Origin of the sequence: Gilliamella sp. App6-5 (assembly GCF_001690525.1) — a bacterium.
In the GTDB taxonomy this organism is placed as follows: Bacteria; Pseudomonadota; Gammaproteobacteria; order Enterobacterales; family Orbaceae; genus Gilliamella; species Gilliamella apicola_H.
In genome coordinates this window covers 44,555-68,857 of sequence record NZ_LZGT01000094.1, presented here as the reverse complement: position 1 = coordinate 68,857, position 24,303 = coordinate 44,555, and the positions used below count along the sequence as shown (strand labels likewise).

The 24,303-nt window shown below is 35.7% G+C and carries 17 protein-coding genes, 1 CRISPR repeat array and 1 riboswitch (1 of these 19 running past the window's edge); of the genes, 8 read left to right on the top strand and 9 right to left on the bottom strand.

Translation table 11 applies throughout. The features are described 5' to 3' along the window. A CRISPR array of direct repeats spans nucleotides 1–283; the repeat unit is 28 nt; unit sequence AATTAAAACTGCCTACACGGCAGTGAAC (it extends 3,226 nt beyond the left edge of the window). Between the two features lie 620 nt (nucleotides 284–903). The 5 genes from A9G24_RS11460 to A9G24_RS11440 all read left to right on the top strand — a co-directional run bounded on the left by A9G24_RS11460 (nucleotide 904) and on the right by A9G24_RS11440 (nucleotide 9,108). Beyond that, complete coding sequence (locus A9G24_RS11460; protein WP_065639137.1) at nucleotides 904–2,445, top strand: type I restriction-modification system subunit M; 1,542 nt, start codon at nucleotides 904–906, stop codon at nucleotides 2,443–2,445. Continuing rightward, nucleotides 2,442–3,593, top strand: coding sequence for a restriction endonuclease subunit S (locus A9G24_RS11455; RefSeq protein WP_065639130.1), 1,152 nt, complete (start codon nucleotides 2,442–2,444; stop codon nucleotides 3,591–3,593). The genes A9G24_RS11460 and A9G24_RS11455 overlap by 4 nt, the downstream gene beginning before the upstream one ends. Before the next feature lie 26 nt (nucleotides 3,594–3,619). Further along, nucleotides 3,620–4,720, top strand: coding sequence for an AAA family ATPase (locus tag A9G24_RS11450; protein WP_065639129.1), 1,101 nt, complete (start codon nucleotides 3,620–3,622; stop codon nucleotides 4,718–4,720). 12 nt (nucleotides 4,721–4,732) lie between these two features. Then, nucleotides 4,733–7,840 (top strand): type I restriction endonuclease subunit R, encoded by a 3,108-nt coding sequence (locus tag A9G24_RS11445; protein WP_065639128.1) that lies wholly within the window; start codon nucleotides 4,733–4,735, stop codon nucleotides 7,838–7,840. Nucleotides 7,841–8,100: 260 nt separating this feature from the next. Then, nucleotides 8,101–9,108 (top strand): aldo/keto reductase, encoded by a 1,008-nt coding sequence (locus A9G24_RS11440; protein WP_065639127.1) that lies wholly within the window; start codon nucleotides 8,101–8,103, stop codon nucleotides 9,106–9,108. A gap of 96 nt (nucleotides 9,109–9,204) precedes the next feature. On the opposite strand, the gene A9G24_RS11435 is transcribed toward A9G24_RS11440, so the two are convergent. Further along, nucleotides 9,205–9,909, bottom strand: coding sequence for a GntR family transcriptional regulator (locus tag A9G24_RS11435; RefSeq protein ID WP_065639126.1), 705 nt, complete (start codon nucleotides 9,907–9,909; stop codon nucleotides 9,205–9,207). A gap of 176 nt (nucleotides 9,910–10,085) precedes the next feature. Here A9G24_RS11435 and A9G24_RS11430 point away from each other — a divergent pair, with 176 nt between their 5' ends. After that, nucleotides 10,086–11,975 carry a glucose PTS transporter subunit IIA gene (locus A9G24_RS11430; RefSeq protein ID WP_065639125.1) on the top strand — a complete coding sequence of 630 codons (1,890 nt, stop codon included), beginning with the start codon at nucleotides 10,086–10,088 and terminating at the stop codon, nucleotides 11,973–11,975. Nucleotides 11,976–11,988: 13 nt separating this feature from the next. Continuing rightward, on the top strand, nucleotides 11,989–13,428 hold the full coding sequence (locus tag A9G24_RS11425; protein ID WP_065639136.1) for a 6-phospho-beta-glucosidase: 1,440 nt from the start codon (nucleotides 11,989–11,991) through the stop codon (nucleotides 13,426–13,428). A 78-nt stretch (nucleotides 13,429–13,506) separates the two neighbouring features. On the opposite strand, the gene dinB is transcribed toward A9G24_RS11425, so the two are convergent. The 6 genes from dinB to A9G24_RS11385 form a co-directional block, all read right to left on the bottom strand. Continuing rightward, nucleotides 13,507–14,562: a DNA polymerase IV gene (dinB, locus tag A9G24_RS11420; protein WP_065639124.1), complete on the bottom strand. Its 1,056-nt coding sequence runs from the start codon at nucleotides 14,560–14,562 to the stop codon at nucleotides 13,507–13,509. Between the two features lie 596 nt (nucleotides 14,563–15,158). Next, complete coding sequence (gene thiQ / locus A9G24_RS11410; protein ID WP_065639122.1) at nucleotides 15,159–15,860, bottom strand: thiamine ABC transporter ATP-binding protein ThiQ; 702 nt, start codon at nucleotides 15,858–15,860, stop codon at nucleotides 15,159–15,161. Beyond that, on the bottom strand, nucleotides 15,838–17,415 hold the full coding sequence (thiP, locus tag A9G24_RS11405; protein WP_065639121.1) for a thiamine/thiamine pyrophosphate ABC transporter permease: 1,578 nt from the start codon (nucleotides 17,413–17,415) through the stop codon (nucleotides 15,838–15,840). Before thiP ends, thiQ begins: the two co-directional genes overlap by 23 nt. Nucleotides 17,416–17,429: 14 nt before the next feature. Further along, nucleotides 17,430–18,425 carry a thiamine ABC transporter substrate binding subunit gene (thiB, locus tag A9G24_RS11400; protein ID WP_065639135.1) on the bottom strand — a complete coding sequence of 332 codons (996 nt, stop codon included), beginning with the start codon at nucleotides 18,423–18,425 and terminating at the stop codon, nucleotides 17,430–17,432. Nucleotides 18,426–18,464: 39 nt separating this feature from the next. Then, nucleotides 18,465–18,573, bottom strand: a riboswitch (TPP riboswitch). Nucleotides 18,574–19,308: 735 nt separating this feature from the next. Continuing rightward, a complete protein-coding gene (locus A9G24_RS11390; RefSeq protein WP_065639119.1) occupies nucleotides 19,309–19,824 on the bottom strand; it encodes a hypothetical protein in 516 nt (171 codons plus the stop codon). Between the two features lie 20 nt (nucleotides 19,825–19,844). Further along, entirely contained in the window at nucleotides 19,845–20,123 is a 279-nt protein-coding gene (locus A9G24_RS11385) for a hypothetical protein (RefSeq protein ID WP_065639118.1), read from the bottom strand. A gap of 1,391 nt (nucleotides 20,124–21,514) precedes the next feature. Between A9G24_RS11385 and A9G24_RS11380 the strand changes: the two genes are divergently transcribed. Then, nucleotides 21,515–22,165 carry a hypothetical protein gene (locus A9G24_RS11380; protein ID WP_065639117.1) on the top strand — a complete coding sequence of 217 codons (651 nt, stop codon included), beginning with the start codon at nucleotides 21,515–21,517 and terminating at the stop codon, nucleotides 22,163–22,165. Here the strand turns inward: A9G24_RS11380 and A9G24_RS11375 are convergent. Both A9G24_RS11375 and A9G24_RS11370 read right to left on the bottom strand, forming a co-directional pair. Next, entirely contained in the window at nucleotides 22,160–23,827 is a 1,668-nt protein-coding gene (locus A9G24_RS11375; RefSeq protein WP_065639116.1) for a terminase large subunit, read from the bottom strand. The two genes, A9G24_RS11380 and A9G24_RS11375, sit on opposite strands and share 6 nt — an antisense overlap. Next, complete coding sequence (locus A9G24_RS11370) at nucleotides 23,811–24,155, bottom strand: phage terminase small subunit P27 family (RefSeq protein ID WP_065639115.1); 345 nt, start codon at nucleotides 24,153–24,155, stop codon at nucleotides 23,811–23,813. Before A9G24_RS11370 ends, A9G24_RS11375 begins: the two co-directional genes overlap by 17 nt. Between the last annotated feature and the right edge of the window lie 148 nt (nucleotides 24,156–24,303).

Below are 24,303 nucleotides of genomic sequence, written 5' to 3'. Positions count from 1 at the left end.
GGTTTGACAACTTATAATTAAAACTGCCTACACGGCAGTGAACAAATCGTCGGGTTATTAGGACCAAATGGCGCAAATTAAAACTGCCTACACGGCAGTGAACACTGTAGAGATTTTAGATAAACTACGACAGCAAATTAAAACTGCCTACACGGCAGTGAACTCAGACAAGCCATTAATCAACAAGATGCCATCAATTAAAACTGCCTACACGGCAGTGAACTATCGTCAGGTGCATAATGGTTGCTAGTAAAAAATTAAAACTGCCTACACGGCAGTGAACTAGAAGCTAATATACTATCAATATTGTATGTAAAAAGGCAAATAGCTATTTAGGTTTTAAAAACCCTTTTTTGCGGTGAGTTTTTAATTATTTGATTTTATTTATTTTTAAAATATGGCAAAAAAAAGGGTTCTGTTTTTTAGTTTTTTGACTGTGTCATGACTTAGTACTACCCAAACCTAAAAACCAAAAGATCAATTTGCTTAGTTTTTTAATAAAAGCCTTAAAAATAGCGTTAAGCGTTTTCGGATTCTGATTTTATCTACCTATCAATAGAAAAATAGCCTATATCAATTAAATTCTTCTCTATCTTTCTTAAAAGATATTGAATGATGTTCATCAACAACTTTCAACTAACAATAGAATGAAGAAGCGCGACCAGCTCAAATTGGGATACATGAAAGTCAGAGAAATAATTAAGGTTGGATTTATCAACCTTAATAAAGCAAATCAAAGCTCATAGATAGAAAATTAATAACAAATCAGCTATGATATAGCACCTATAACAGTGAGCGATAAAATGACTAATAAGGAAGTAAAAATTAGTTACTTTCTAATCAGGCAACACCTATTTTTTATTTAGGAATTTTGAAAATATGACTTCCAATAACGCCCAATCAATGACAGGAACGCAACAGCGCGATCAACTACAACGCCAAATATGGAAAATTGCCGACGAAGTCCGTGGTGCGGTCGATGGTTGGGATTTTAAACAGTATGTACTTGGTTCTTTGTTTTATCGCTTTATTAGTGAAAATTTCGCTAATTATATTGAAGGTGGTGAAGAAGGTATCGATTACAGCACTTTATCCGACGATGTCATTACCGATGAAATTAAAAAAGACGCAATAAAAACCAAAGGCTATTTTATTTATCCTAGCCAATTATTTTGTAAAATTGTAGCAAATGCCAATACCAATCCAAGTTTAAATACTGACTTGGCTAATATTTTTAATGCGATTGAAAGTTCAGCTATTGGTTACCCTTCAGAAAGCGATATTAAAGGGCTATTTGCCGATTTTGATACCACCAGTAACCGATTAGGTAATACAGTTGCCGATAAAAACAAACGGTTAGCCGCAGTACTTAATGGTGTTGCCGAACTTGATTTTGGTGATTTTGCAGACAATCAAATTGATCTGTTTGGCGATGCTTATGAGTTTTTGATTTCTAATTATGCCTCGAATGCCGGTAAATCTGGTGGTGAATTTTTTACGCCACCAAATGTGTCGAAATTGATCTCACAATTAGCCTTACATAATCAAACAAAGGTCAATAAAATCTATGACCCAGCGGCAGGTTCGGGTTCTTTATTGTTACAAGCGAAAAAACAGTTTGATGAACATATCATTGAGGATGGGTTTTTCGGTCAAGAGATTAATCATACCACCTATAACCTTGCTCGAATGAATATGTTTTTACACAATATCAACTATGATAAATTCGAAATAGCTTTAGGCGACACGCTACTTAATCCAAAGTTTGGCGACGAAAAACCATTTGATGCCATTGTTTCTAATCCACCCTATTCAATTAAATGGATTGGCAGTGATGATCCAACCTTAATTAATGATGACCGATACGCACCCGCTGGCGTGCTGGCACCAAAATCGAAAGCCGATTTTGCTTTTATTATGCATGCACTAAGTTACCTGTCCGAGTGTGGGCGAGCGGCAATTGTTACTTTTCCGGGGATATTTTATCGTGGTGGTGCGGAACAAAAAATTCGCAAATATTTGGTCGATAATGATTTTGTCGAAACTGTAATCTCGCTCGCACCCAATTTATTTTATGGTACCTCGATTGCGGTTAATATTTTGGTGCTTGCCAAAAATAAAACCGTCAAAACGACACAATTTATTGATGCTAGCAAACTCTTTAAAAAAGAGACCAATAATAATGTTCTCACTGATGAACATATTCAAGAAATTATGCAAGTATTTGCTAGCAAGCAAGATATCGAATATTTTGCTAAATCAGTTGATAATCAAACCATTGCGGAAAATGACTATAATCTATCGGTCAGTTCGTATGTGGAAGCCGAAAATACCCGTGAAGTGATTGATATCAACCAGCTTAATGCCGAAATAAAAGATACCGTAGCTAAAATTGATAGCTTACGCTCCCAAATTGACGCGATTGTGGCGGAGATTGAAGCATGATTAAGAGTAATAATATAACTGAGTTGCTGAAAGGTGTTGAAGTTGAGTGGAAGACGCTGGGGGAAGTGGCAGAAATAGCAAACAATACAAGAAAACCAGTAAAAGCGTCTTTACGTATTCGAGGTCAAATACCATATTATGGTGCAAATAATATTCAAGATTATGTTGAAGGTTACACTCATAATGGTGAGTATGTATTAATAGCTGAAGATGGGTCTGCAAATCTTAAAAATTATTCAATCCAGTGGGCTACGGGAAAATTTTGGGCAAACAACCACGTCCACATTGTCCAAGGCAAGCCTGAATTAGATAATAGATTTTTATATCATTATTTACGCAATATGAATTTTATTCCATATTTAACTGGCGGTGATAGAGCAAAATTAACAAAATCGAATTTGATTGAAATTACAATCCCCATCCCCCCTCTACACGTTCAAACTGAAATAGTCCGTATTTTAGACACATTTACAGAGCTCACAGCAGAGCTCACAGCAGAGCTCACAGCAGAGCTTACTACACGGAAAAAACAATACAACTATTATCGGGATAAATTGTTAACCTTTAAAGAGGATGAGGTTGAGTGGAAGACATTAGGGGAAATTGGTGAGGTAAAAATGTGCAAACGGATACTAAAGGAACAGACCACAGAAAAAGGTGATATACCATTTTATAAAATAGGGACTTTTGGGAAAAAGCCCGATGCATATATCTCACGAAAATTATTTGAGGAATATAAAAATAAATATAATTATCCAAAATTTGGGGAAATTTTAATTTCAGCAAGCGGCACAATTGGAAGGACTGTTATATTTAATGGACAAGATGCATATTTCCAAGATAGCAATATTGTATGGATTGAAAATGATGAATCACAGGTATTCAATAAGTATTTATACTATTTTTACCAGATTGCTAATTGGGGAATAGCAGAAGGCGGTACAATTAAACGTCTTTATAATAATAATTTATCCAAATTAAAAATCCCCATTCCCCCACTCAAGGAACAAGCTCGTATTGTCGAAATCTTAGATAAATTCGATGCGCTTACCAATTCAATCACCGAGGGGTTACCGCGTGAGATAGCATTACGCCAAAAACAATATGAATATTATCGGAATTTATTATTAGACTTTCCGAAAGAGTAAGAATCATAAGATAGAGTTATAAAAAGATGAATACCACATTAAGGAATATTGCTGAAAAGCTGGATAAAAATGATAAAAAAACCCAATTAATCTATGCCTTTAACGGTACTGGTAAAACGCGTTTATCTCAAACCTTTAAGAATTTAATTATATCGCAACGTAAAGATGATAAAGAGAATAATGCCGCCTTAACAAGGCACAATATCCTGTACTATAACGCCTTTACTGAGGATTTATTTGCTTGGAATAATGATAAACACCAAGAAGGTGAACATCAATTAATCATACAACCTAACTCATTTACTGACTGGATTTTAAAAGATCAAGGACAAGACCAAAATATTGTTCGTTACTTTCAATCCTATACCCATCAAAGATTACAGCCACATTTCAATGAGGATTTTTCTGCTATTACTTTTTCGCTAGCTGGGGATAATGATCAGCGTATTGATAATATTAAAATCTCTAAAGGCGAAGAAAACAATTTAATTTGGAGTATTTTTTTTACACTGATTAACTTAGTTATCGCAGAGCGCAATATTACTGACAAAAGCGAACGCTCGACTAATGAATTTGACCATTTACGCTATATTTTTATTGATGACCCCGTTAGTTCATTGGACGAAAATCACCTTATCCAGTTGGCGGTAGATATTGCCCAATTAATCACATCCTGTGAATCTGACATTAAATTTATTATTACGACCCATAACCCGCTGTTTTATAATGTGCTTTATAATGAATTAACTTCAAAAGATAGTTATATTTTAAGACGATTTGAGGACGGTAAATTTGCATTAGAAGAGAAAAAAGGCGATTCAAACCGTAGTTTTTCCTATCATCTTTATTTAAAACAGTTGCTGCAAGAAGCGGTTAAGGAAAATAAAATTGAAAAATATCATTTTGCCCTATTACGTAACTTATATGAAAAAACCGCCAGTTTTTTAGGCTATCCGCAATGGTCAGACTTATTGCCTGGCGATAAAAAACTTTACTTAACACGGATTATCAATTTTACCAGCCATTCAACCTTATCTAATGAAATGGTTTCCGAACCTTCTGAACCTGAAAAGCAAACTGTTGCCTTTTTACTGAATCATTTACTCGAAAATTATCATTTTAAATAGCTGGAATAGACTATGACAACTTATACAAAACCAATTGCCGAAACCAATAGCTACATTATTTTAGATAACTACAACAAGCTAGAAGAGACAGCAGCTGTTTATCAGACTGAAACGGATTTAGAAAATGAATTTATTCATGATTTAGCTCGACAAGGCTATGAATATTTACCTAATTTAAACACGCATGCAAAGTTATTAGCCAATATTCGCGAGCAATTGCAAACACTGAACAAAATGCAATTTACTGATGATGAATGGCGACGTTTTGTATTAGAGTATTTAGATAAACCCAATGAATCGATGATCGATAAAAGTCGCAAAATCCACCACGATCATATTTATGATTTTGTTTTTGATGATGGTCATATCCAAAATATCAAGCTGTTAGATAAAAAAGATGTCACCAATAATAAATTACAAGTTATCCGTCAATTCCAGCAAACTGGCAATTATGCAAATCGTTATGATGTGACGATTTTAGTGAATGGCTTGCCCCTTGTGCAAGTTGAATTAAAAAAGCGGGGTATTGCCATTCGTGAAGCCTTTAACCAAGTGCATCGCTATAGTAAAGAGAGTTTTAATCAAGATAATTCACTGTTTAAATATTTACAACTGTTTGTTATCTCAAATGGTACTGACACGCGCTATTTTGCTAACACCACTAAGCGCGATAAAAACAGCTTTGATTTTACAATGAATTGGGCCAATGTTAAAAACGAGCCGATAAAAGATCTAAAAGACTTTACTGCCACCTTTTTTGCCAGCCGAACGCTGTTAAATGTGTTACTGACTTATTCGGTGCTTGATGTAAATGACACATTGTTAATTATGCGCCCTTACCAGATCGCCGCCACCGAGCGTATATTGTGGCAAATCATTAGCGCTTATCATGCCAAAAAGTGGAGTAGCTTACAAAGTGGCGGTTTTATTTGGCACACAACAGGATCAGGCAAAACATTAACCAGTTTTAAAACGGCGCGGTTAGCCACCGAACTGGAATTTATTGATAAAGTCTTTTTTGTGGTGGATCGTAAAGATCTGGATTATCAAACCATGAAAGAGTATCAAAAATTTTCAAAAGATAGTGTCAATGGCTCAAATAGTACCGCTGGGCTTAAACGCAATATTGAGAAAACCGATAATAAAATTATTGTTACTACCATTCAAAAACTTAATAATTTAATGAAAAGCGACGATAGTTTGGCAATCTATGATAAACATGTGGTATTTATTTTTGACGAAGCGCATCGCTCTCAGTTTGGTGAAGCTCAAAAAAACTTAAAGCGTAAATTTAAAAAGTATTACCAATTTGGTTTTACTGGCACGCCGATTATGCATACTAACGCAATAGGGACGCAAACCACGGCAGATGTTTTTGGTCGTGAACTACACGCTTATGTATTAACCGATGCAATTCGTGACGAAAAGGTACTAAAATTTAAAGTTGACTATAATGATGTGCGCCCTAATTTTAAATCGATAGAGCAAGAACAAGATCTCGAAAAACTTAGCGCTGCTGAAAATAAAAAAGCACTACTCCACCCAAATCGTATTGAGCAAATCACACAATATATTTTGAATAATTTTAAACAAAAAACCCACCGCTTAATGGGCAAAAGTAAAGGGTTTAATGCCATGTTTGCTGTAAGTAGTGTCGATGCGGCTAAACTCTATTATGAATCATTCAAAAAATTACAAAAAAATGCCAATCAGCCATTAAAAATAGCCACCATATTTTCTTATTCTGCCAATGAAGAACAAGATGCACAGGGTAATTTTGCCGATGAAAGTTTTGAAACCGATGCCTTAAATCAAAGTGCTAAAGAGTTTTTAGCTGCTGCGATAGCAGATTATAATCAGATGTTTAAAACTAACTTTGATGTTAGTTGCGATCAATTTCAAAACTATTATCGTGATCTGTCTTTAAAAGTAAAAAATCAAGAAGTCGATCTATTAATCGTCGTTGGCATGTTCTTAACTGGCTTTGATGCGCCAACGCTCAATACGTTATTTGTCGATAAAAACCTGCGATATCATGGGTTAATTCAAGCCTTTTCACGCACCAATCGTATCTATAATGCCACTAAAACCTTTGGCAATATTGTGGCGTTCCGTGATTTAGAACAAGCTACCATTGATGCGATAAAAACATTTGGTAAAAGTAATACTCGTGAAGTGGTGTTAGAAAAAAGCTTTAAGGAATACATGGAAGGTTTTACTGATAAAAGTTCAGGTGAATTGCACCATGGCTATTTAGCTATCGTTGCCGAATTGCAAGACAAATTCCCACGTCCTGACGAAATTATTACCGACAAAGATAAAAAAGCGTTTGTTAAATTATTTGGCGAATACTTGCGTGCTGACAATGTGTTGCAAAATTATGATGAATTTGTTGCATTAAAAGATTTCCAACAATTAGATATGACTGATGAGCAAGCGGTTTTAGCGTTTAAAAACAAGCATTATGTGACTGATGAAGATCTGCAAAAAATGCAAACTGTTAAACTACCAACTGATCGCGCAATTCAAAATTATCGTTCAACTTATAATGATATTCGTGATTGGCTACGCCGAGAAAAAGAAGCCAATCAACAAGATCAGCAAAGATTTGACTGGGATGATGTGGTTTTCGAAATTGATCTATTAAAATCGCAAGAGATCAATCTGGATTATATTCTTGAGTTAATTTATGAACAAAATAAGCAAGAAAAAACCAAACAAGACATTGTCGAAGATACTCAGCGATTAATTCGATCAAGTTTAGAAAATCGCGCTAAAGAGGAGCTAGTTGTCGAATTTATAAAACAAACCGATCTTGACGCTATTCCAGATAAAGCCTCGATTATTGATGCGTTTTTCTTATATGCACAGCAAGAGTTACAGGTCGAAGTGAATACCTTAATAGAAGAAGAAAATTTAAACGAAGCCGCCACAAAACGCTATATCGCCTCGTCGTTAAAGCGAGAGTATGCAACTGAAAATGGTACAGAGCTGAACGAGATTCTACCTAAAATGAGTCCACTTAATCCTCAATATTTAATTAAAAAGAACCGTGTTTTTGAAAAAATCGCCGCATTGGTTGAAAAATTTAAAGGGGTTGGTGGCAGTGATAACATCTAATTATTAACGATAAAGGGCATGGAATTGCGCATTGACTTTTCCCTGCCCTATAAATAATCAAGCAATATAGTTTGCCATAATCTGCTATGTCTTAATTTAATATATGTTTTAATTTAATAGATGAAATTCTTATCCGTTTTATTTTTTGTAAAAACGTGATTGATATCACATTAACCCACATTCAAAACTCACTATAAAAATAAAAGCGCAATATAATAAAGAGCATTAACTGTTTCTGTTTTAAATAAAGGAAAATGATTATGCAATACACCAAACTGGGTAATAGTGATTTAACTGTCTCGCAGATTTGTTTAGGTTGTATGGGATTTGGCGACCAAACGGCCGGAATGCATAATTGGACAATGAATGAAGCAGCTAGTCGTGAAATTATTGCTCATGCGTTAGATCTAGGTATTAATTTTTTCGATACCGCAATCGCTTATCAAAATGGCTCAAGCGAAAGATATGTTGGCAAAGCATTACGCGATATGAGCCAGCGTGATGAAGTGGTCATAGCAACAAAATTTTTACCACGTAAAGCTAAGCAAATTGCTAATGGCATAACTGGGCAACAAGCTATCAACCAATCACTCAACCAAAGCCTAAAAAATTTGGGGGTGGATTACGTCGATCTTTATATTTATCACTATTGGGATTACAACACACCTATAGTAGAAGTCCTTGAAACCCTTCATCAAAATATTCTGGCAGGCAAAGTCCGTGCAATTGGCATTTCGAACTGTTATGCATGGCAACTGGCAAAAGCAAACACCATAGCAAAATATGAAGGCTTAACACCGTTTGTTTCAATTCAAAGCCACTATAACTTAATTATGCGTGAAGATGAGCGAGAATTATTTGGATTATGCCAAGAAGATAATATTGCTATGACGCCTTATAGCGCACTTGCCAGCGGTCGCCTTGCTCGTCCATATAACACCCAAACTGTACGCGCCAATGCGGATAACTATGCGAAGAAGAAATACGACAAAACCGCCGAGCAAGACCACATGATCATCGATCGAGTTGCAGAAATTGCTGAACGCCACCAAGTATCCATGACGGAAGTTTCATTGGCATGGCTATTAACTAATGTTACTGCCCCTGTTGTGGGTGCAACAAAAACCGAACAAATTCAAGATGCCGTTAAAGCAACCCAATTACAATTAAGCAATGACGAGCTAAACTACTTAGAAGAATGCTATAAACCTCACGCATTAGTTGGCATCATGGCAGATAACAAACCACAAATAAAACAAGCTAATTAACTTAGATATAAAATTGTTATCGAAAATAATAAGAATTAGTGCCTATTTACCGATAATTTAACAACGTAGCGCTGGGTTTTGACTATGTTAAGTGGCTTATTTTGAATGATTTTGTATACAAAATCTTGCATGTTCATAATGATAAATGATTTTTGAAAAATCAAATGGCTCACCAGATGAGGTATAAAATATTTCTTCAACACAAAGTGCTGGCTCACCCGCTTGTAGTCCTAAATATTGCGCCATTTCAGCATCAAGCTTTATCACTTGCATATATTTATCCGAAAAACCAATATTAATATTATAATTTTCTTGGATATAATTGAAAATTGAATTTTCAACGATCTCTTTATTTAAATAACAAATTAACTTTTTGCGATAATATGACTGTTCTAAACCATATAATTTACCTTCAACGTAACGCAGTCGTTTAATAAAATAAACTTCTTCCTGATCATCACATTGTAGATTCTCTTTCACTTTGGAACAAGGCTTGATAATATCAACATTAAAAACTGTTGATGAACCATAAACATCTTCTAAATCAACGGTAAAACCATGACTTTGTAGAAAATTGAGGTAGCCTCTTTTTTTGCGTTCACGAACAAAAATGCCACTGCCTTGCACTTGATAAATAACGCCTTGTCGTTCCAGACAATTGAGCGCTTTAATAATTGTGCTACGACTCACCTGATACTGATTAATCAACCCTTCAATATTGGCAAGTTGAGTGCCTTTAGCTAATTGCTGCTGATAAATCGTCTGTTTAATTTTTTGGGCAACATCTTGATATTTAATCATTGATATATCTTTTTATTGAATAAGCAATTTAACTATTATTTTATACAGGTTAGGTTAACTTTTAAATTAAATGATGTAAAAAGTCGATCTAGATCACAAACAATATAATTGGTCATTAACAATTTTGAAATTGTCTATAAGATAACCTTACTAAATTGCTTTTAGGAGTATTATGGATGTCATCAAAAATTAGAGATTATAACAAACTAGCCGTTGATATTTTAAATGAGCTAGGCGGTGAAAAAAATATTGTTACCGTTTCTCGCTGTGCAACGCGTCTTCGCCTTGTTACCCAACATACACCAGATCACGCAAAAGAAAACATCGCTAAATTGCCGGGCGTGATTACCGTTGTTGAAAAAGGTGGTCAAATCCAAGTGGTTATTGGTACGCATGTTGATAAAGTTTATAATGCTTTTACTCAACTAGTTAATATTGATAACAAAATTGAAGCCGGAAATGATAGCAATATATTAAATCGTATTATTGCAACCATGTCAGCCGTATTCGCCCCTTTTGTCTATATTTTAGCGGCATCAGGGATTTTGCAAGGCATCTTGATTTTACTTAAATTAGCATGCCCTGAATTAGAAAAAACTGGCACCTTTGAGGTATTCAATTTCATCTCTTGGGCGCCTTTTGTCTTTTTGCCTATTTTTATTGCTATTACCGCTTCACAGCATTTCCGTTGCAACCTTTATATCGCAGTTGCTTGCTGTGCAGCGCTGTTATCGCCAACATGGACTGAGTTTGCAAAACTAATAAGCGAGGGGCAAGAAATTGATCTATTTGGCATTGCACTATCGAAAACCACTTATGCCTCAACTGTTTTACCGCCACTCTTTTTAGTTTGGTTACTCTCTTATTTAGAGCGCTTCTTAGAACCTCGCCTGCACAGCATTATAAAACCGGTGCTATTACCATTATTTAGTCTTGTCATTATGGTACCTTTAACACTACTTATTGTTGGCCCATTAACCGCAAATGGTGCACAATACATTGCCAATGGCTATAATTGGTTCGTCAATTTAGCACCTCCAATAGCTGGTGGAATTATCGGAGCCGTTTGGCAAGTCTTTGTTATTTTTGGCGTGCATTGGGGGATCACTCCTGTTATCGTTGAAAACTTTAAACAGTATGGACAAGACTCTTTCCAAGCATTTCAAACCATTGCCGTTATTGGTCAAGTCGGGGCAGCATTTGGTTTTTATTTAAAAACCAAAACTCAAGAGATGAAAGGCATTTCATTATCCGCTTTTATCACTGGCTTATTTGGGATAACCGAACCGGCTATTTATGGCGTTAACTTACGTTTTAAAAAGCCATTTATTTATGGCTGTATTTCGGCTGCTTGTGGTGGTATTGTGGCTGGATTTTATTCACCTCACTATGTTGCTTACGCTGGTTTGCCTGGCCCTTTAACTATCGTTAATGCGATTAGCCCTAATAATCCAGATTCATTTACTGCTGTCTTGATTGGTGCGCTTATTGCTATGTTTGGACCTGTAGTTTTGATCCAAATTTTGGGCACTGGTGAAACCATACAAGATACAGTTAATAATCAAGAAAATATCAATATCGAAGATGATAACCCTAAAATTTTTCTTGATGAGGTTAGCATTACAAGCCCAATGACAGGACATGCTTTACCCCTAAGTGAAGTGCCTGATCCTGCTTTTTCACAAAAACTGATGGGTGAAGGGATTGCAATTGAACCTACTGATAATCACGTTTATGCGCCTTTTGATGCCGAGGTAACTGCGGTATTTGAAAATTCCAAACATGCTATTGGGTTAACATTAGATAACGGCGTTGAATTATTAATTCATGTGGGGATTGATACGGTTAATTTGACTAATAACGAGTTTGCATATCATGTTGAATTACACCAAAAAGTGAAAAAAGGTGATCTCCTAATCAGCTTCAATCCTGAGGCAATAAAACAAGCAGGCTACCCACTGATCACCCCAATTATTATTGTTAATACCGATCAATACCAATTCATTTCATTAACGGATAAAACAGAAGTGACAGTTGATGATATCATATTTAAAATTAAGCAATAACAAGGAATCAAAAATGACTAAAAAACCATTTTTATGGGGCGGTGCTTTAGCCGCTCATCAATTTGAAGGTGGCTGGAACGAAGGCGGCAAAGGACCAAGCGTAGTTGATGTCATGACAGCAGGTGCGCATGGCGTAGCAAGACAAATCACTCAAAATATTGAACCCGATAAGTTTTACCCAAACCATACGGCCATTGATTTTTATCATCATTATAAAGATGATATCAAACTCTTTGCTGAATTAGGTCTTAAATGTTTACGCACCTCGATCGCGTGGACTCGAATTTTTCCAAAAGGTGATGAGCTTGAGCCAAACGAAGAAGGCCTGCGCTTTTATGATAACGTTTTTGATGAATTAATTGCTCACGGTATTGAACCTGTTATCACCTTATCGCATTTTGAAATGCCGTTACATATTGCTCGCCAGTATGGTGGTTTTAGAAACCGTAAAACAGTTGAATTTTTTGAACGTTTTGCCACTGCGTGTTTTGAGCGTTATAAAAATAAAGTCAAATACTGGATGACATTTAACGAAATTAATAATCAAATGGATACCAGTAACCCTATCTTCTTTTGGACTAATTCGGGCGTCCAAGTTAAACCGGGCGAAAATCCGCAAGAAGTCCTGTATCAAGTTGCTCACTATGAACTATTAGCCAGTGCCAAAGCGGTGATTGCTGGTAAAAAAATCAATCCAGATTTTCAAATTGGTTGTATGGTGTCACATGTGCCAATTTATCCATATTCTTGTAACCCTGAAGATATGATGGCATCAGAAATCGCTATGCACCAACGCTTCTTCTTCCCTGATGTTCACGTTCGTGGTTATTACCCTGCTTATGCTTTGAAAGAGTTTGAACGTGAAGGCTATAAGCTAGATATCACCGATGAAGATCTAACTTACCTAAAACAGGGCACCGTTGATTACATTGGTTTTAGCTACTATATGTCAACGGTTGTAAAAGCAGATGCCAAAAATGACAATCGCGATAACATTGTTAACGGTGCGCTACCTAATGCGGTTGAAAATCCTTATATCAAAAGCAGTGATTGGGGCTGGCCAATTGACCCTGAAGGTTTACGTTATACACTTAATCGTTTGTATGATCGTTATCAATTACCACTGTTTATTGTGGAAAATGGTTTTGGGGCGATTGATGAACTTGAAAACGGCAATCAAGTACACGACAAACCACGTATTGAATATCTAGGTGCACACATTAAAGCCATGCAAACCGCCATGGATTATGATGGTGTTGATGTGATTGGCTATACCGCTTGGGGGATTATTGATGTCGTATCATTCACCACCGGCGAAATGAAAAAACGTTATGGCGTGATTTATGTTGACCGTGACAATGCCGGTAATGGTAGCATGAAGCGTTATAAAAAAGATTCATTTGAATGGTATAAACAAGTGATTAGCACCAACGGTGCAAGTTTAAAATCATAATTATCAGTTAACAGAAATTTTATTAAGAGGATGCGTTCAGGTTTTGCCTGCATCCTCATTTTTTATAACGAAAAAGATCTAAAACGGAAAAATTAACTGTTTTTCAACTTGGGGATCAATTAACGTTACATGAAAACCAATTAACCGAACACCACGACCATTCCGCCGTTCTAACCAAACTTTATGCGCTTGTTCAATTAAATCGGCTTTATCTAATTTAGACCATACATGCTCTTGTGTTGTCAGCTGAAAATCGTCAAACTTGAATTTGACGCCTTGCCGAGCGATCGACAAGTCAGCACGCACTTTACTTAAGCGTTTTTCTATCTCTTCAAATAAAGGGTCGAACTGCAATAAACACTCTTCCCAACTATGAATATCATCAGTTAAAGTGCGCTCAACCCCAACTGATTTACGTTGCCTGTCATTACACACTTCACGATCATCAATACCTTGACATCGTTCATGCAATATTCGCCCAAATTTACCGAATTGGTTAAGCAATTTAGTCACATCATAATTAACAACATCGTTACAGGTAAATAGCCCTAATTGGGCGAGTTTTTTTTCAGTGACTTTACCCACTCCCGGAATTTTTTTTAGGGGAAGCCGCTCAATAAAGCTATCGACTTCATTGGGTGTTATCACATACTGGCCGTTAGGCTTGTTCATATCTGAAGCAATTTTGGCAAGAAACTTAAGTGGAGCAACACCTGCTGATGCCGTTAATTCAAGTTCGTTGTAAATAGCTTGGCGGATATCTTGAGCAATTAAGGTTGCCGAACCATAACAAAGCTTACAATCGGTCACATCAAGATAAGCCTCGTCGAGCGATAGTGCCTCGATAGATTCAGTATATCGCCTAAAAATTTGGTGGATCTGTTTTGATACGTCTTTATATACCGCATGCCTACCGGGTATAATTTTAAGATTGGGGCACAGTTTAATAGCTTGTGCCATTGACATAGCACTGTGTATACCATATTGGCGTGCTAAATAATTGGCAGTGGCAACCACACCGCGTTTACGCGGATCGCCCCCCACCGCAATAGGAAGATTGCGATAACGGGGATTGTCTCTCATTTCAACGGCGGCATAAAAACAATCCATATCCACATGAATAATTTTTCGCATAAACGGTTTCACGACATCTAAAATACACTGTATAAATATACAATATCATACCTTAAATAGCCCTGTAAACAACCTGTAGCGATTACTTAATTATTTTATCAAAATCAATTAAGCTATTTTTATCATAAGGATTGCCAATCCAGTGCGTTGATTGATGATAATTAGGATTAACAATGCTTTTTCAAAAACACATAAGTTATCGCTTAACCCTGCTAAATCAGGCCATGTGTGAATCAAATCTTACGTACCAAATTTGCAATCCACATAATGTTGATAATGATTCGGGTGCGTCGCCTTCCATATTGGTGATTGCAAAGCATAAATGGCATCATATATATCGTTTTAAATGGTACTTGATATTTTGTGTAAATATTAATCGCTGTTATTATTGGCAATTGCAAATCATATATGTTTAAGAGGGTAATAAAATCTTATACTCTAAGCTTTTTAATTTAAAGATCAAAACTATTAACAACTCAGTATTAATAAACATGTCTGCAAATTAAATCATAATATCTTCGATTAATCGGCGGTTTCTAAAGCATTACAGATGAATAGACAAAGCGCTTTATTTCGCGTTTAAATCTCACTTTTTATTAAAAATTAAAACCCAATATTTTCGCAATGCGATTATTTTCTGGTTGTTTTAACTCTGTTGGCATCCCGTTAAAAACAATCTGCCCATTATCCACGACCAAACAACGCGAAAAGTAGCTGAGCGAATCATCAAGATAATGCGATACCATCATTAAGGTTAAACTAAACTTATCACAAATTTGATTAACTAATGCTAACATTTCATAACGTAGAGCTTGATCAAGCGCTGAAAAAGGCTCATCCAATAATAAAATAGGCCGATGTTGAATTAAACAACGCGCAAGTGCCACTCGCTGGCGTTGTCCACCTGATAACTGTTCTGGATATCGTTTACCAAATCCATCCAGTCCCACTTGAATTAAAATGTCACAAATAGTCTGTTGCTCAGTTACCGTTAACTTTAATGATGGCTTAAGCCCTAAAGCGATGTTTTGTTCAACAGTTAAGTGACTAAATAAATTGTTATCTTGAAACAACATTGATACAGGGCGTTTGCCAGGAAGTAAGTTATTTGCGTATTGTTTATTAAGAATGATATCACCCGATTTTGGATGAATAAATCCAGCAATTAAATTTAATAAAGTACTTTTACCTGCACCACTAGGCCCAACAATAACGACTCGTTCTTTTGTTGGTATATCAATATTAAAGTGTATTTTAAAATTATCATATTGATAATTAATTTGATTCAGTTCGATCATAATCTATCACAACCAACAAACTAAAAGATAATATTAACAATAATGCAGCCGTTACAGTACTTTCTTGATAATGATAATGAGAAATCTGCTCATACAAATAATAGGGTAGTGTAATGACAGACTGCCCACCAAACAACGCAACAATACCAAAATCACCCAATGACAATATCGCAGAAAAAGCAAAGCTCTGAATGATTAATTTTTTTAGCGCTTTATATTCGATCAAATAAAAATGTAAAAAACCATTAATATTAAGTGACTGGCTTAATTGCCAGTAACGTAAGGTCACATCATACATTGGTGTGGCAAGATTTTTTAATACAAAAGGTAATGCCATTAAACCATTACACAACATAATTAAGGCACAAACAAGCACAGGACTATAAGCATAAGAAAATAACATTAAAAACATACCCGACGCCAGTGCCATACTTGGAATAATTAAAATCAGCGATCCAATCAACATTAATCGATTGCTCCACTGTATTTGCTGATTAATCAATAGGCGGCTGTTGGTATAAAGTAAGAATAAAGCAAGTAGCATAGCAATCATAGCCGATCCCAAAGCAATTAATACCGAAAACATAATAGCATGTTGAAAAGTCGACGTTAAAAATGACCACTTAAAAAAATAAATCCCTTCAATAAGTATCGTAATGATGGGGAAAACAATAAATAGCCCACCAATAACAATAATCACCATACTCAACAATGCCAAGTGAAACGAAACCGGCACACAATAATTTTGTCTAACGTTGTTCACACTAAGTTTTTTGTTATAATTTGTTTTTTGCATCAACCGTATAAAACTAACACAACAAACTAACTGCAAACAGGCTAAAAATACAGCTTGCATCAAATCAAACTCACGAATAGATTGATAAATAGCCACTTCAATTGTGGAATATTTTGGTCCTCCACCAAGCGTTAATACTATGGCAAAACTCGAAAAACAAAGCATAAAAATAAGCGATGCCATCGGGAACAATTGCCGACGTAGCAGTGGCCATTCAACCAATTTAAAATAAGTAAAACTCGAAAAATTTAACTGCGTCGCTAACTGTTTGTGTGCGACAGGCACGTTATTTAATGTTTGGTAAAATAAACAACAAGCATACGGAAAATTAAGAAACACATGCGCAAGTAATATCCCTTTTAAGCCATAAATGGATGTAATAAATGGCAATCCCAAGTAATCGAAAACCTCAGCCAATAAGCCATATTTCCCATAAACAGACAGCAGCCCCGTCACAACAACGAGTGTGGGTAAAATAAAGGTAATAGGCATTATGCGTAACAATAACCGTTTACCCAAAAAATTGACCATTGATAAAGCTTTCGCCATTACTATTGCCGATAAGATAGATAATAATGTCGATAACATTGCTTGAAATACTGTTATCCAAATCAAATGCATTAAATAATTATCAAAATAAATAGTTAAATTATTAGACTTGATAGCGACCAAGCAAAGTGCACATAGCGCTGTGCCTAATACAATTAAGATGAAGCTTGCAGCGCTAAAACCAGGAAGTAATGTTCTTAATTTCAACATTAGGCTAAATAAAACTACTTACTAATGGTGGATTTCCATTCACGTACCCACGCTTTTTGATTCTGTTCAACTTGCTTGGCATCAAACTCAAGCGCTTTATTGACTGGCTTAATTTGCTGAAAAGCTTCCGGTAATGGAATATTAATAATCGGAAACATGAAATTTTTTTCAGCAAATTGGCGCTGTACCTCAGGGGTTAATAAATATCGCAAAAATGAACGTGCAAGCTCCGGTTGCTGACTGTACTTAGTAATGCCCGCAACTTCGACTTGGCGGTAATGGCCTTCATCAAAAATAGCCGTCGCATAACGATGATCATTATCATTCATAATATGCGCAACAGGTGAAGTGCTATAACTAAGCACAAAATCGGCCTCACCTTTCAAAAATAGACCATAAGCTTCACTCCAACCTTTGGTCACTGTTATGGTATTTTTAGCTATTTTTTTCCATGCAGATGCGGCATCATCGCCGTATATCTTCTTCACCCAAAATAATAAACCTAACCCTGGGGTGCTGGTTCTTGGATCTTGATAAATAATATTCCAGTTAGCTTGATTATCAACTAGCTCATGCATACTTCGTGGTGGATGATTGATTTTTTGTTGATCATAAATAAATGCAAAATAGCCAAAATCATAAGGCATAAAATCACTATCCCACCAGTCGGTATTTAAATTATTGGGCTTACTAATTTGATGAGGAATAACAATACCCGCCTGTTTGGCTTGGTCTAAAAGGTTATTGTCTAACCCTAAGATCACATCAGCATTGGTTCTATCGCCCTCAAGGCGAATTCGATTTAAAACCGCTACGCCATCACCTAATGAGACAATTTCAAGTTGGCAATCACACAGCGCTTCAAACCCCTTTTCAATTTCTTGCCCAGGCCCCCACTCTGAAATAAAAGAGTTATAACTATAAACTGTTAAGGTAGGCTTTATATCAGCAGCATTTGCCATGAAAGGAACAGAAAAGACCAAAAATAATAACAATTTTTTACAAAACATTTTGCCTCCAAAATAGCCAAAAAAGACAAAAGGTTTGAGCAAGTACAATAACTCAAATCCCTCCGCTGGCATGATCCAGTTCAGGTTCGACGGGTTACGTTAGTCTATCTAACATTCTCAGCCCTACTCGGCACCCCGTTGAGAACATGAGTTAGTGTAGTGGTTAGCGTTAGAATTGTAAACAACTGTAAATAACGAAAATAATAAAGAACACTAATGAATAAAAAAAATCTATCTGTTAAATTATTGATTTTATATTACTTTTTGATTTTCAAACAATAAATGTTCTTACTCTTCTAAATGATTAAAAACGGACCAATATAAATTTGCTACTAAATCTATCAATAATTTGAGCTCTATTGCCTGTTATCGGCACGTTTTGATGACGGATTTATGGTTGTATTTCCCTTTGGATATTGTGAAAAAGAGTGTGTTTTATCTGTAAAATCGATTTATTATTAAATTGATTTTATTTATTTTTTTACAATTCAATGAATTGCAGAAGCATTTTGTTTTTTGCTTTGAGAAAAGCGCTTTTTTATTCAGTAACAATACCGCACAACTCACCATGTTTGCTAACTCACAGCCCCTGCTTACACAGGGGACTTTCTTCTATCTGTTATCCTTTATTCTTCCACCACGCAAGAATTAATAGCTAAAAGCAAAATACTAAGGAGTAACACATATTGCGCCAAAACCTCTACCAGTATCGGGCCTGTCGAGATCGATATAATGAAATATTTGGCCAATGCTAAAAAACAAGTAAACATCGTACGAATATTTAAAGACCCAACCTTGAGAGTTATGAACATCAGGATGAAAATCACTCACCCAGACAAAAGGATAAAAATAGTTTTTCCCATCGCGTTCATGATTGTAAGAACTAGATAGCATCCCCCCACTCTCCGATCATACCAGCTCCAATTCGACGATCGACAATATCTCTATTTGATGACGGCGCGGCGCTGAGACCAGGTTCGCACCTGAGACCATTTCGCTCTACACAAACAGCGTTAGTAAGATCTTTTACTCTTGAGAGTCGATAACCTAAGCCATTACACCATGCTTCTTGCAGGCGGCGACTTTCGGTGCCATGGACGCGGGTGACAAACCATTTTTGCAATACAAATCCATATTTTATCACCTCTTCACCATGTCTATTTCTACCCACTAATTCAAAAATCTGAGGTAACCTTGGCACAGTAATCCGACTTGGGTAGGAATTGTGCCGCTGAGAGAATGCCTCTGAACCTGTTAGCGTAACACGCATTAATGTAACAGTAGATATAATTTTCCCCTCTTCTTCCCACCACTTTCCATACGCCCAGTATTCTCCTCGTTTTGTTACTAATTTCACGGTGGCGGTTATCCCCTCATGCGTAACTGGCTCCCATATCAATTCATCTACACCTTCTCCCTCTATGTATAAATCAAAATAAAGCCATCAGCACCCGTGGTTGGAAAATTAAGTGAATATGTTGTTGGATTGGTTGATTTAACTAAAAATCCTTTAAGGAAAACAAAGTCTGAACCTAAAAAAGCGCCGTTGTCGTTGCCGTTGCAATTACCGGGGCACGGATTTGGCCTTACAAATTTCACTTCCCCCCATTGTGATGGCGGCAGTATTATGGCATCACTGCGATTTCCAACTCGACCATTTTGACCAATTAACGCTGGTGAATTCCATGAAGACGACAATAATAATATCGCCAACGTCAACGGGACTTTTGGAGATAATTTTGATAATAGTTTGAGGGATAACTTCGAAGATATAAATAAGGTAAATGCTAAAACTCGTCTAATGTGTCTATTCGATAAATTTAAGACATAGGTTTGCCAGCGTTAGTGTTTAGTGTTTAGTGTTTAAAATGATAATACATTATGGTTTACCTGTCAAGTAACTTTATGTTTTATTTGATTTTTTATATTTATTTGCTTGCTAAATAAGCTGAATGTTTGAAATAGGTGAAAGTATAACCGTTTTAAAAAAGCTTGGCTAGTTTTTTGGGGGATTTTTAGTAAAAACTAATTAGACATGACTTCGATTAAGATTTGTAGAATTCTTTAATAAAATAAATGACTTACCTGACAATCCTTGGCGAAAAATAAAGCTTTTTTGGCCTTTGGAATAGATTGGATGCGGGGTTTTGTACTTTTGTCGTTTGGATGTTCAAAATAGCTATAATAACTACGTCCAAGTGAGGGAATTATAGCGAATTACCTCACGACCAATGCTTTAACTGCAGAATGTGCCCTACAGCTGCCCGACGCCGGATTAATGGCTGTATTAACCTTTTGAGATTATAAAAATGATTGTGTTTTTTCTGTAAAAATGTTCATGTAGAATGTTTATTTTATTTAGTATTTTTAAGTAAAATCCACTAGTCGCACAGTGATTGCTATTTGCATATAAGACTGACCGCTTATTCGACGATAGATGGCTAATTCCTTATCTAATAATCTTGTAGCTATTTCTAAACCGCCTACACGGCGGTGAACCTAGGAGTCAATATACTATAATCCCATTTCGCAAAAGGCAAATAGGATTTTTATTTTACAAAACCCTTTTTTATAGGTTGTTTTTAATTTATTGTTTTATTGCTTTCTATTTATTGATAAAAAAAAGGGTTAGCTGGATTTTAGATTTTTTAGTGATGCGTAAATTTAACCACTAAGAAATAGTTGAGTAGAATTTTGACTTTATTGTTTTTTATCCAACTTATCAAAACTCATTATAAATAAAAATATAAAAATTAATTGTGTGCTTCTAACTAATCTTGACCCCAGCAGGAATCTAAATAAACAACTAATTAACTGAATAATAAATAAATTTAAAAAAACATAGTTTAACCGTATAACATAACGTATAACATTAACCTATATTAGTTGATTCTTAATTAAAGAATCATTTCAACATTCGAAATTGAAAAGTTAAAAGAAAACTTCTTTTTTGCAATTTTATAACACTAACAACACTAACAAAATTAATTATTAATAATCAATAAATTAACCTTGTGTTATTATAGTGTTGTATGTTGTTAATGACATGGTAAAATGATATTAAACAACTACAGAATAGGATTAGTAAAATGGATTGGATTAGTAAAATGGATTGGACTTTAATTTGTGATATATTATCAACAATATCTGCATTAGGTGTATTGGTTTGTACTATTATTGGTTTTAAGTTTATTGGTAAACAAACTAACATAGCGAAAAATAAAGATATGCTTATCCTTATTCAGAAAGATTTCAATCTCTGTTTTGAGGATTTTGAACGCAAATACGATATTTTTTTTGAAGAATTTGAGAAGTTAATAAAAAATTCATGTTTAAACGATAAACAATTCGAGAGTTATAACAAAAATATTAATAACAATAAAATGGCGCAAGATTATGAGAACAAAATAACTGAGATTAAAAATAGTCTAGAACAATTTAACTATGAATTACCCAGTGAAAAATTAACTAGAATGATAGAGCCGTATCAATGGTGGTTTGATTTTATTCAATGCAAACCGCAGAAATTCCATGTTAAAAAAAACGCCAAATATTTAATAAAGAAGTTTATAAAAAATATCAATATAAATGACTTACAAGAAATACACGACAAAATTGCTATTGAAAACGATTTACTTAGCAAGTTGGAAGAGATAAAAAAACAGCACAATTCAGATATAGACAGTCTCAAAAAACAAACTAGTAACATATTATCTGATATCGCAAAAAAAGCATTATAGCTCAATCCCTTTAAATTCGTCTAATGCTTGTTTTTGTTCGTCTGATAGGTTGATATCTATCTCACCATACTCAAGCAAGTAAGTACCGAATGACATTAGGAAAGCAACCGCAGGATCTATCTTGTTGGCTGCTTTCTTTTTATTGGGTTTAATATTTGCATTAGCATCAGTTTCCATAACCACATTACCTACCGCCCAAGAGAGAACAGGATCGCCATTGTGCCTAATGCGTTTACGGCTGATAAATACTTCGGCAGTTTTTGACGTTGGGCTATAGCGTGCATAGGTTTGAGGAAATGGCTCAACGTCTAAGCCAATATTTTGTAATTGAGTGCGTAATTGCGTGGCGTTCCATACATCAAAGCCAATTAGCTTAATATTAAATTGTTCGCTGTCTTTTAAAATATCATCCCGTATCTGGTCATAATCGATACAATCACCTTTAGTAACTCGTATCCATCCTTGATTAACCCATTTACGGTACATCTCACGGTTTTTATTGGCCACATTATTAAGCTGATATTCAGGAATGTAATGCCGTGTTAATAATCTTACCTCGGTTTCAAACGGAAACGAATAACAGACGCTAGTAATATCACTAGTAGATGATAAATCTAATCCAGCATAGCAATCTAAGCCTTTTAAATCACCTTCTGAGTAATCAGCCTTACACGCAATCCAGCTACCAGTATTTACCCAAGGCGTGGCACCATTACACCAAATATTAAAGCGTTTAGTTAGCATTTCGACCCATTGCGAGGGTATGCCTCTGGCTTTCTTAATGGTGTCCTCTAAGGCAACCCTATCGACGGAGATATCAAGATTGGGATTGGCTTTTATCCATAAATTAGGGTTGTCGATTGCGCTCTCATCGTCCAGTTCGTAAATAAGCACAAATTGCGATTCGTTAACCTCGTCACCTGCTAGAATCTGGCAACAATAATCATAATGCTGTTTACAGGCTGATATTGTGTTACTGCCTGCGGTAGTGATAGCAAATAAAATCCCCTCAGGTCTTGCACCCATCCCTAACTCAAGGGCTGAATATACGCCATTATCAGGGTGTAGATGATATTCATCCACAATGGATAAGCTAGGGTTAGTCCCCTCAATAGTAGCAGCCTTTGACGCCAAAGGACGTAATAGACTATTTTGCTTAGGATTGATGATTTTATGCTGTTGAATGGTGACCCTTTTCTTTATTGGCTTGCTTAATATGGCCATCTGTCTTGCATCATCAAACACAATTCGGGCTTGGTCACGGCTAACGGCTGCGGTATAGATATCTTGTTGCCCTTTTTCCATCACTAAGAACCAGTTAGCCAATATTGCCGCTGTTGTTGATTTGGCGTTTTTTCTCGGTACTTGTACATAGGCACTGCGATACTTGCGTAGCCCTGTGTTGATGTGCTTAAAACCCAGCAGATTAGCAAATAAAAATTGTTGCCACGGCTCTAAGTTAATAGGCTGACTTCTAAGGTGTCCTTTGACGTGAGGACAAACCTTTGAGAATGAGATAAATTTAGTGACTATCTCACTATCAAAGTAATAATTTGGATTATCTAAATCAATAAAATAGCGATTTACTGCTTGTTTTAAGCGTTTACAAGCAGAAATATCCCCATTTTTAACAGATAATGCGTAATTATGCCAAACGGTCAAGCTCGTCTTCCTCTTCAACTTCTACGGGATTTTTGCGACGACTAACAGGGTCGAAGCCCAGTAATGAAGCCATTTTAATCATAATTTTTTCAGCTTCTGACTTTGCACTTAATGCAGGGTTACGGCTTTCTGTACCTTGTGAGTTAACGATTGAAAACCCACGCTTTGCAATGTCTTCCATTGCTTTGCGATACATTGAATAATTAACGCAATATAGCTCTAAGTTAGTCCAGTCGGCTGGCTGAATATCATCACGCTGTGCTAAGTGGTCGGCTCTGAGTTTCCATTGCTCTTTAGCTAATTTATCTAAATATTTGGGTGCTTTCATCTTATTATTTTTCCTCTACTTTCTAAAAAATCACCGTGCGTAAAAATTTGAGGAGGGGGGCGGTCTTTTAAGTCTTTGATTTTCTTTGAGCAACTCCCCCACCCCCTTATATTGTTCATTAATTAATCGATATGCAAAAATGCACATC

Bases quoted from the DNA above. Each gene is read 5' to 3' on its own strand.
- A9G24_RS11445 (WP_065639128.1), top strand. From the start codon at position 4,733: ATGACAACTTATACAAAACCAATTGCCGAAACCAATAGCTACATTATT.
- thiB (WP_065639135.1), bottom strand. From the start codon at position 18,425: ATGTTTTGTAAAAAATTGTTATTATTTTTGGTCTTTTCTGTTCCTTTC.
- A9G24_RS11460 (WP_065639137.1), top strand. From the start codon at position 904: ATGACAGGAACGCAACAGCGCGATCAACTACAACGCCAAATATGGAAA.
- thiP (WP_065639121.1), bottom strand. From the start codon at position 17,415: ATGTTGAAATTAAGAACATTACTTCCTGGTTTTAGCGCTGCAAGCTTC.
- A9G24_RS11455 (WP_065639130.1), top strand. From the start codon at position 2,442: ATGATTAAGAGTAATAATATAACTGAGTTGCTGAAAGGTGTTGAAGTT.
- thiQ (WP_065639122.1), bottom strand. From the start codon at position 15,860: ATGATCGAACTGAATCAAATTAATTATCAATATGATAATTTTAAAATA.
- A9G24_RS11425 (WP_065639136.1), top strand. From the start codon at position 11,989: ATGACTAAAAAACCATTTTTATGGGGCGGTGCTTTAGCCGCTCATCAA.
- A9G24_RS11430 (WP_065639125.1), top strand. From the start codon at position 10,086: ATGTCATCAAAAATTAGAGATTATAACAAACTAGCCGTTGATATTTTA.
- A9G24_RS11440 (WP_065639127.1), top strand. From the start codon at position 8,101: ATGCAATACACCAAACTGGGTAATAGTGATTTAACTGTCTCGCAGATT.
- A9G24_RS11435 (WP_065639126.1), bottom strand. From the start codon at position 9,909: ATGATTAAATATCAAGATGTTGCCCAAAAAATTAAACAGACGATTTAT.
- dinB (WP_065639124.1), bottom strand. From the start codon at position 14,562: ATGCGAAAAATTATTCATGTGGATATGGATTGTTTTTATGCCGCCGTT.
- A9G24_RS11450 (WP_065639129.1), top strand. From the start codon at position 3,620: ATGAATACCACATTAAGGAATATTGCTGAAAAGCTGGATAAAAATGAT.
- A9G24_RS11380 (WP_065639117.1), top strand. From the start codon at position 21,515: ATGGATTGGATTAGTAAAATGGATTGGACTTTAATTTGTGATATATTA.
- A9G24_RS11370 (WP_065639115.1), bottom strand. From the start codon at position 24,155: ATGAAAGCACCCAAATATTTAGATAAATTAGCTAAAGAGCAATGGAAA.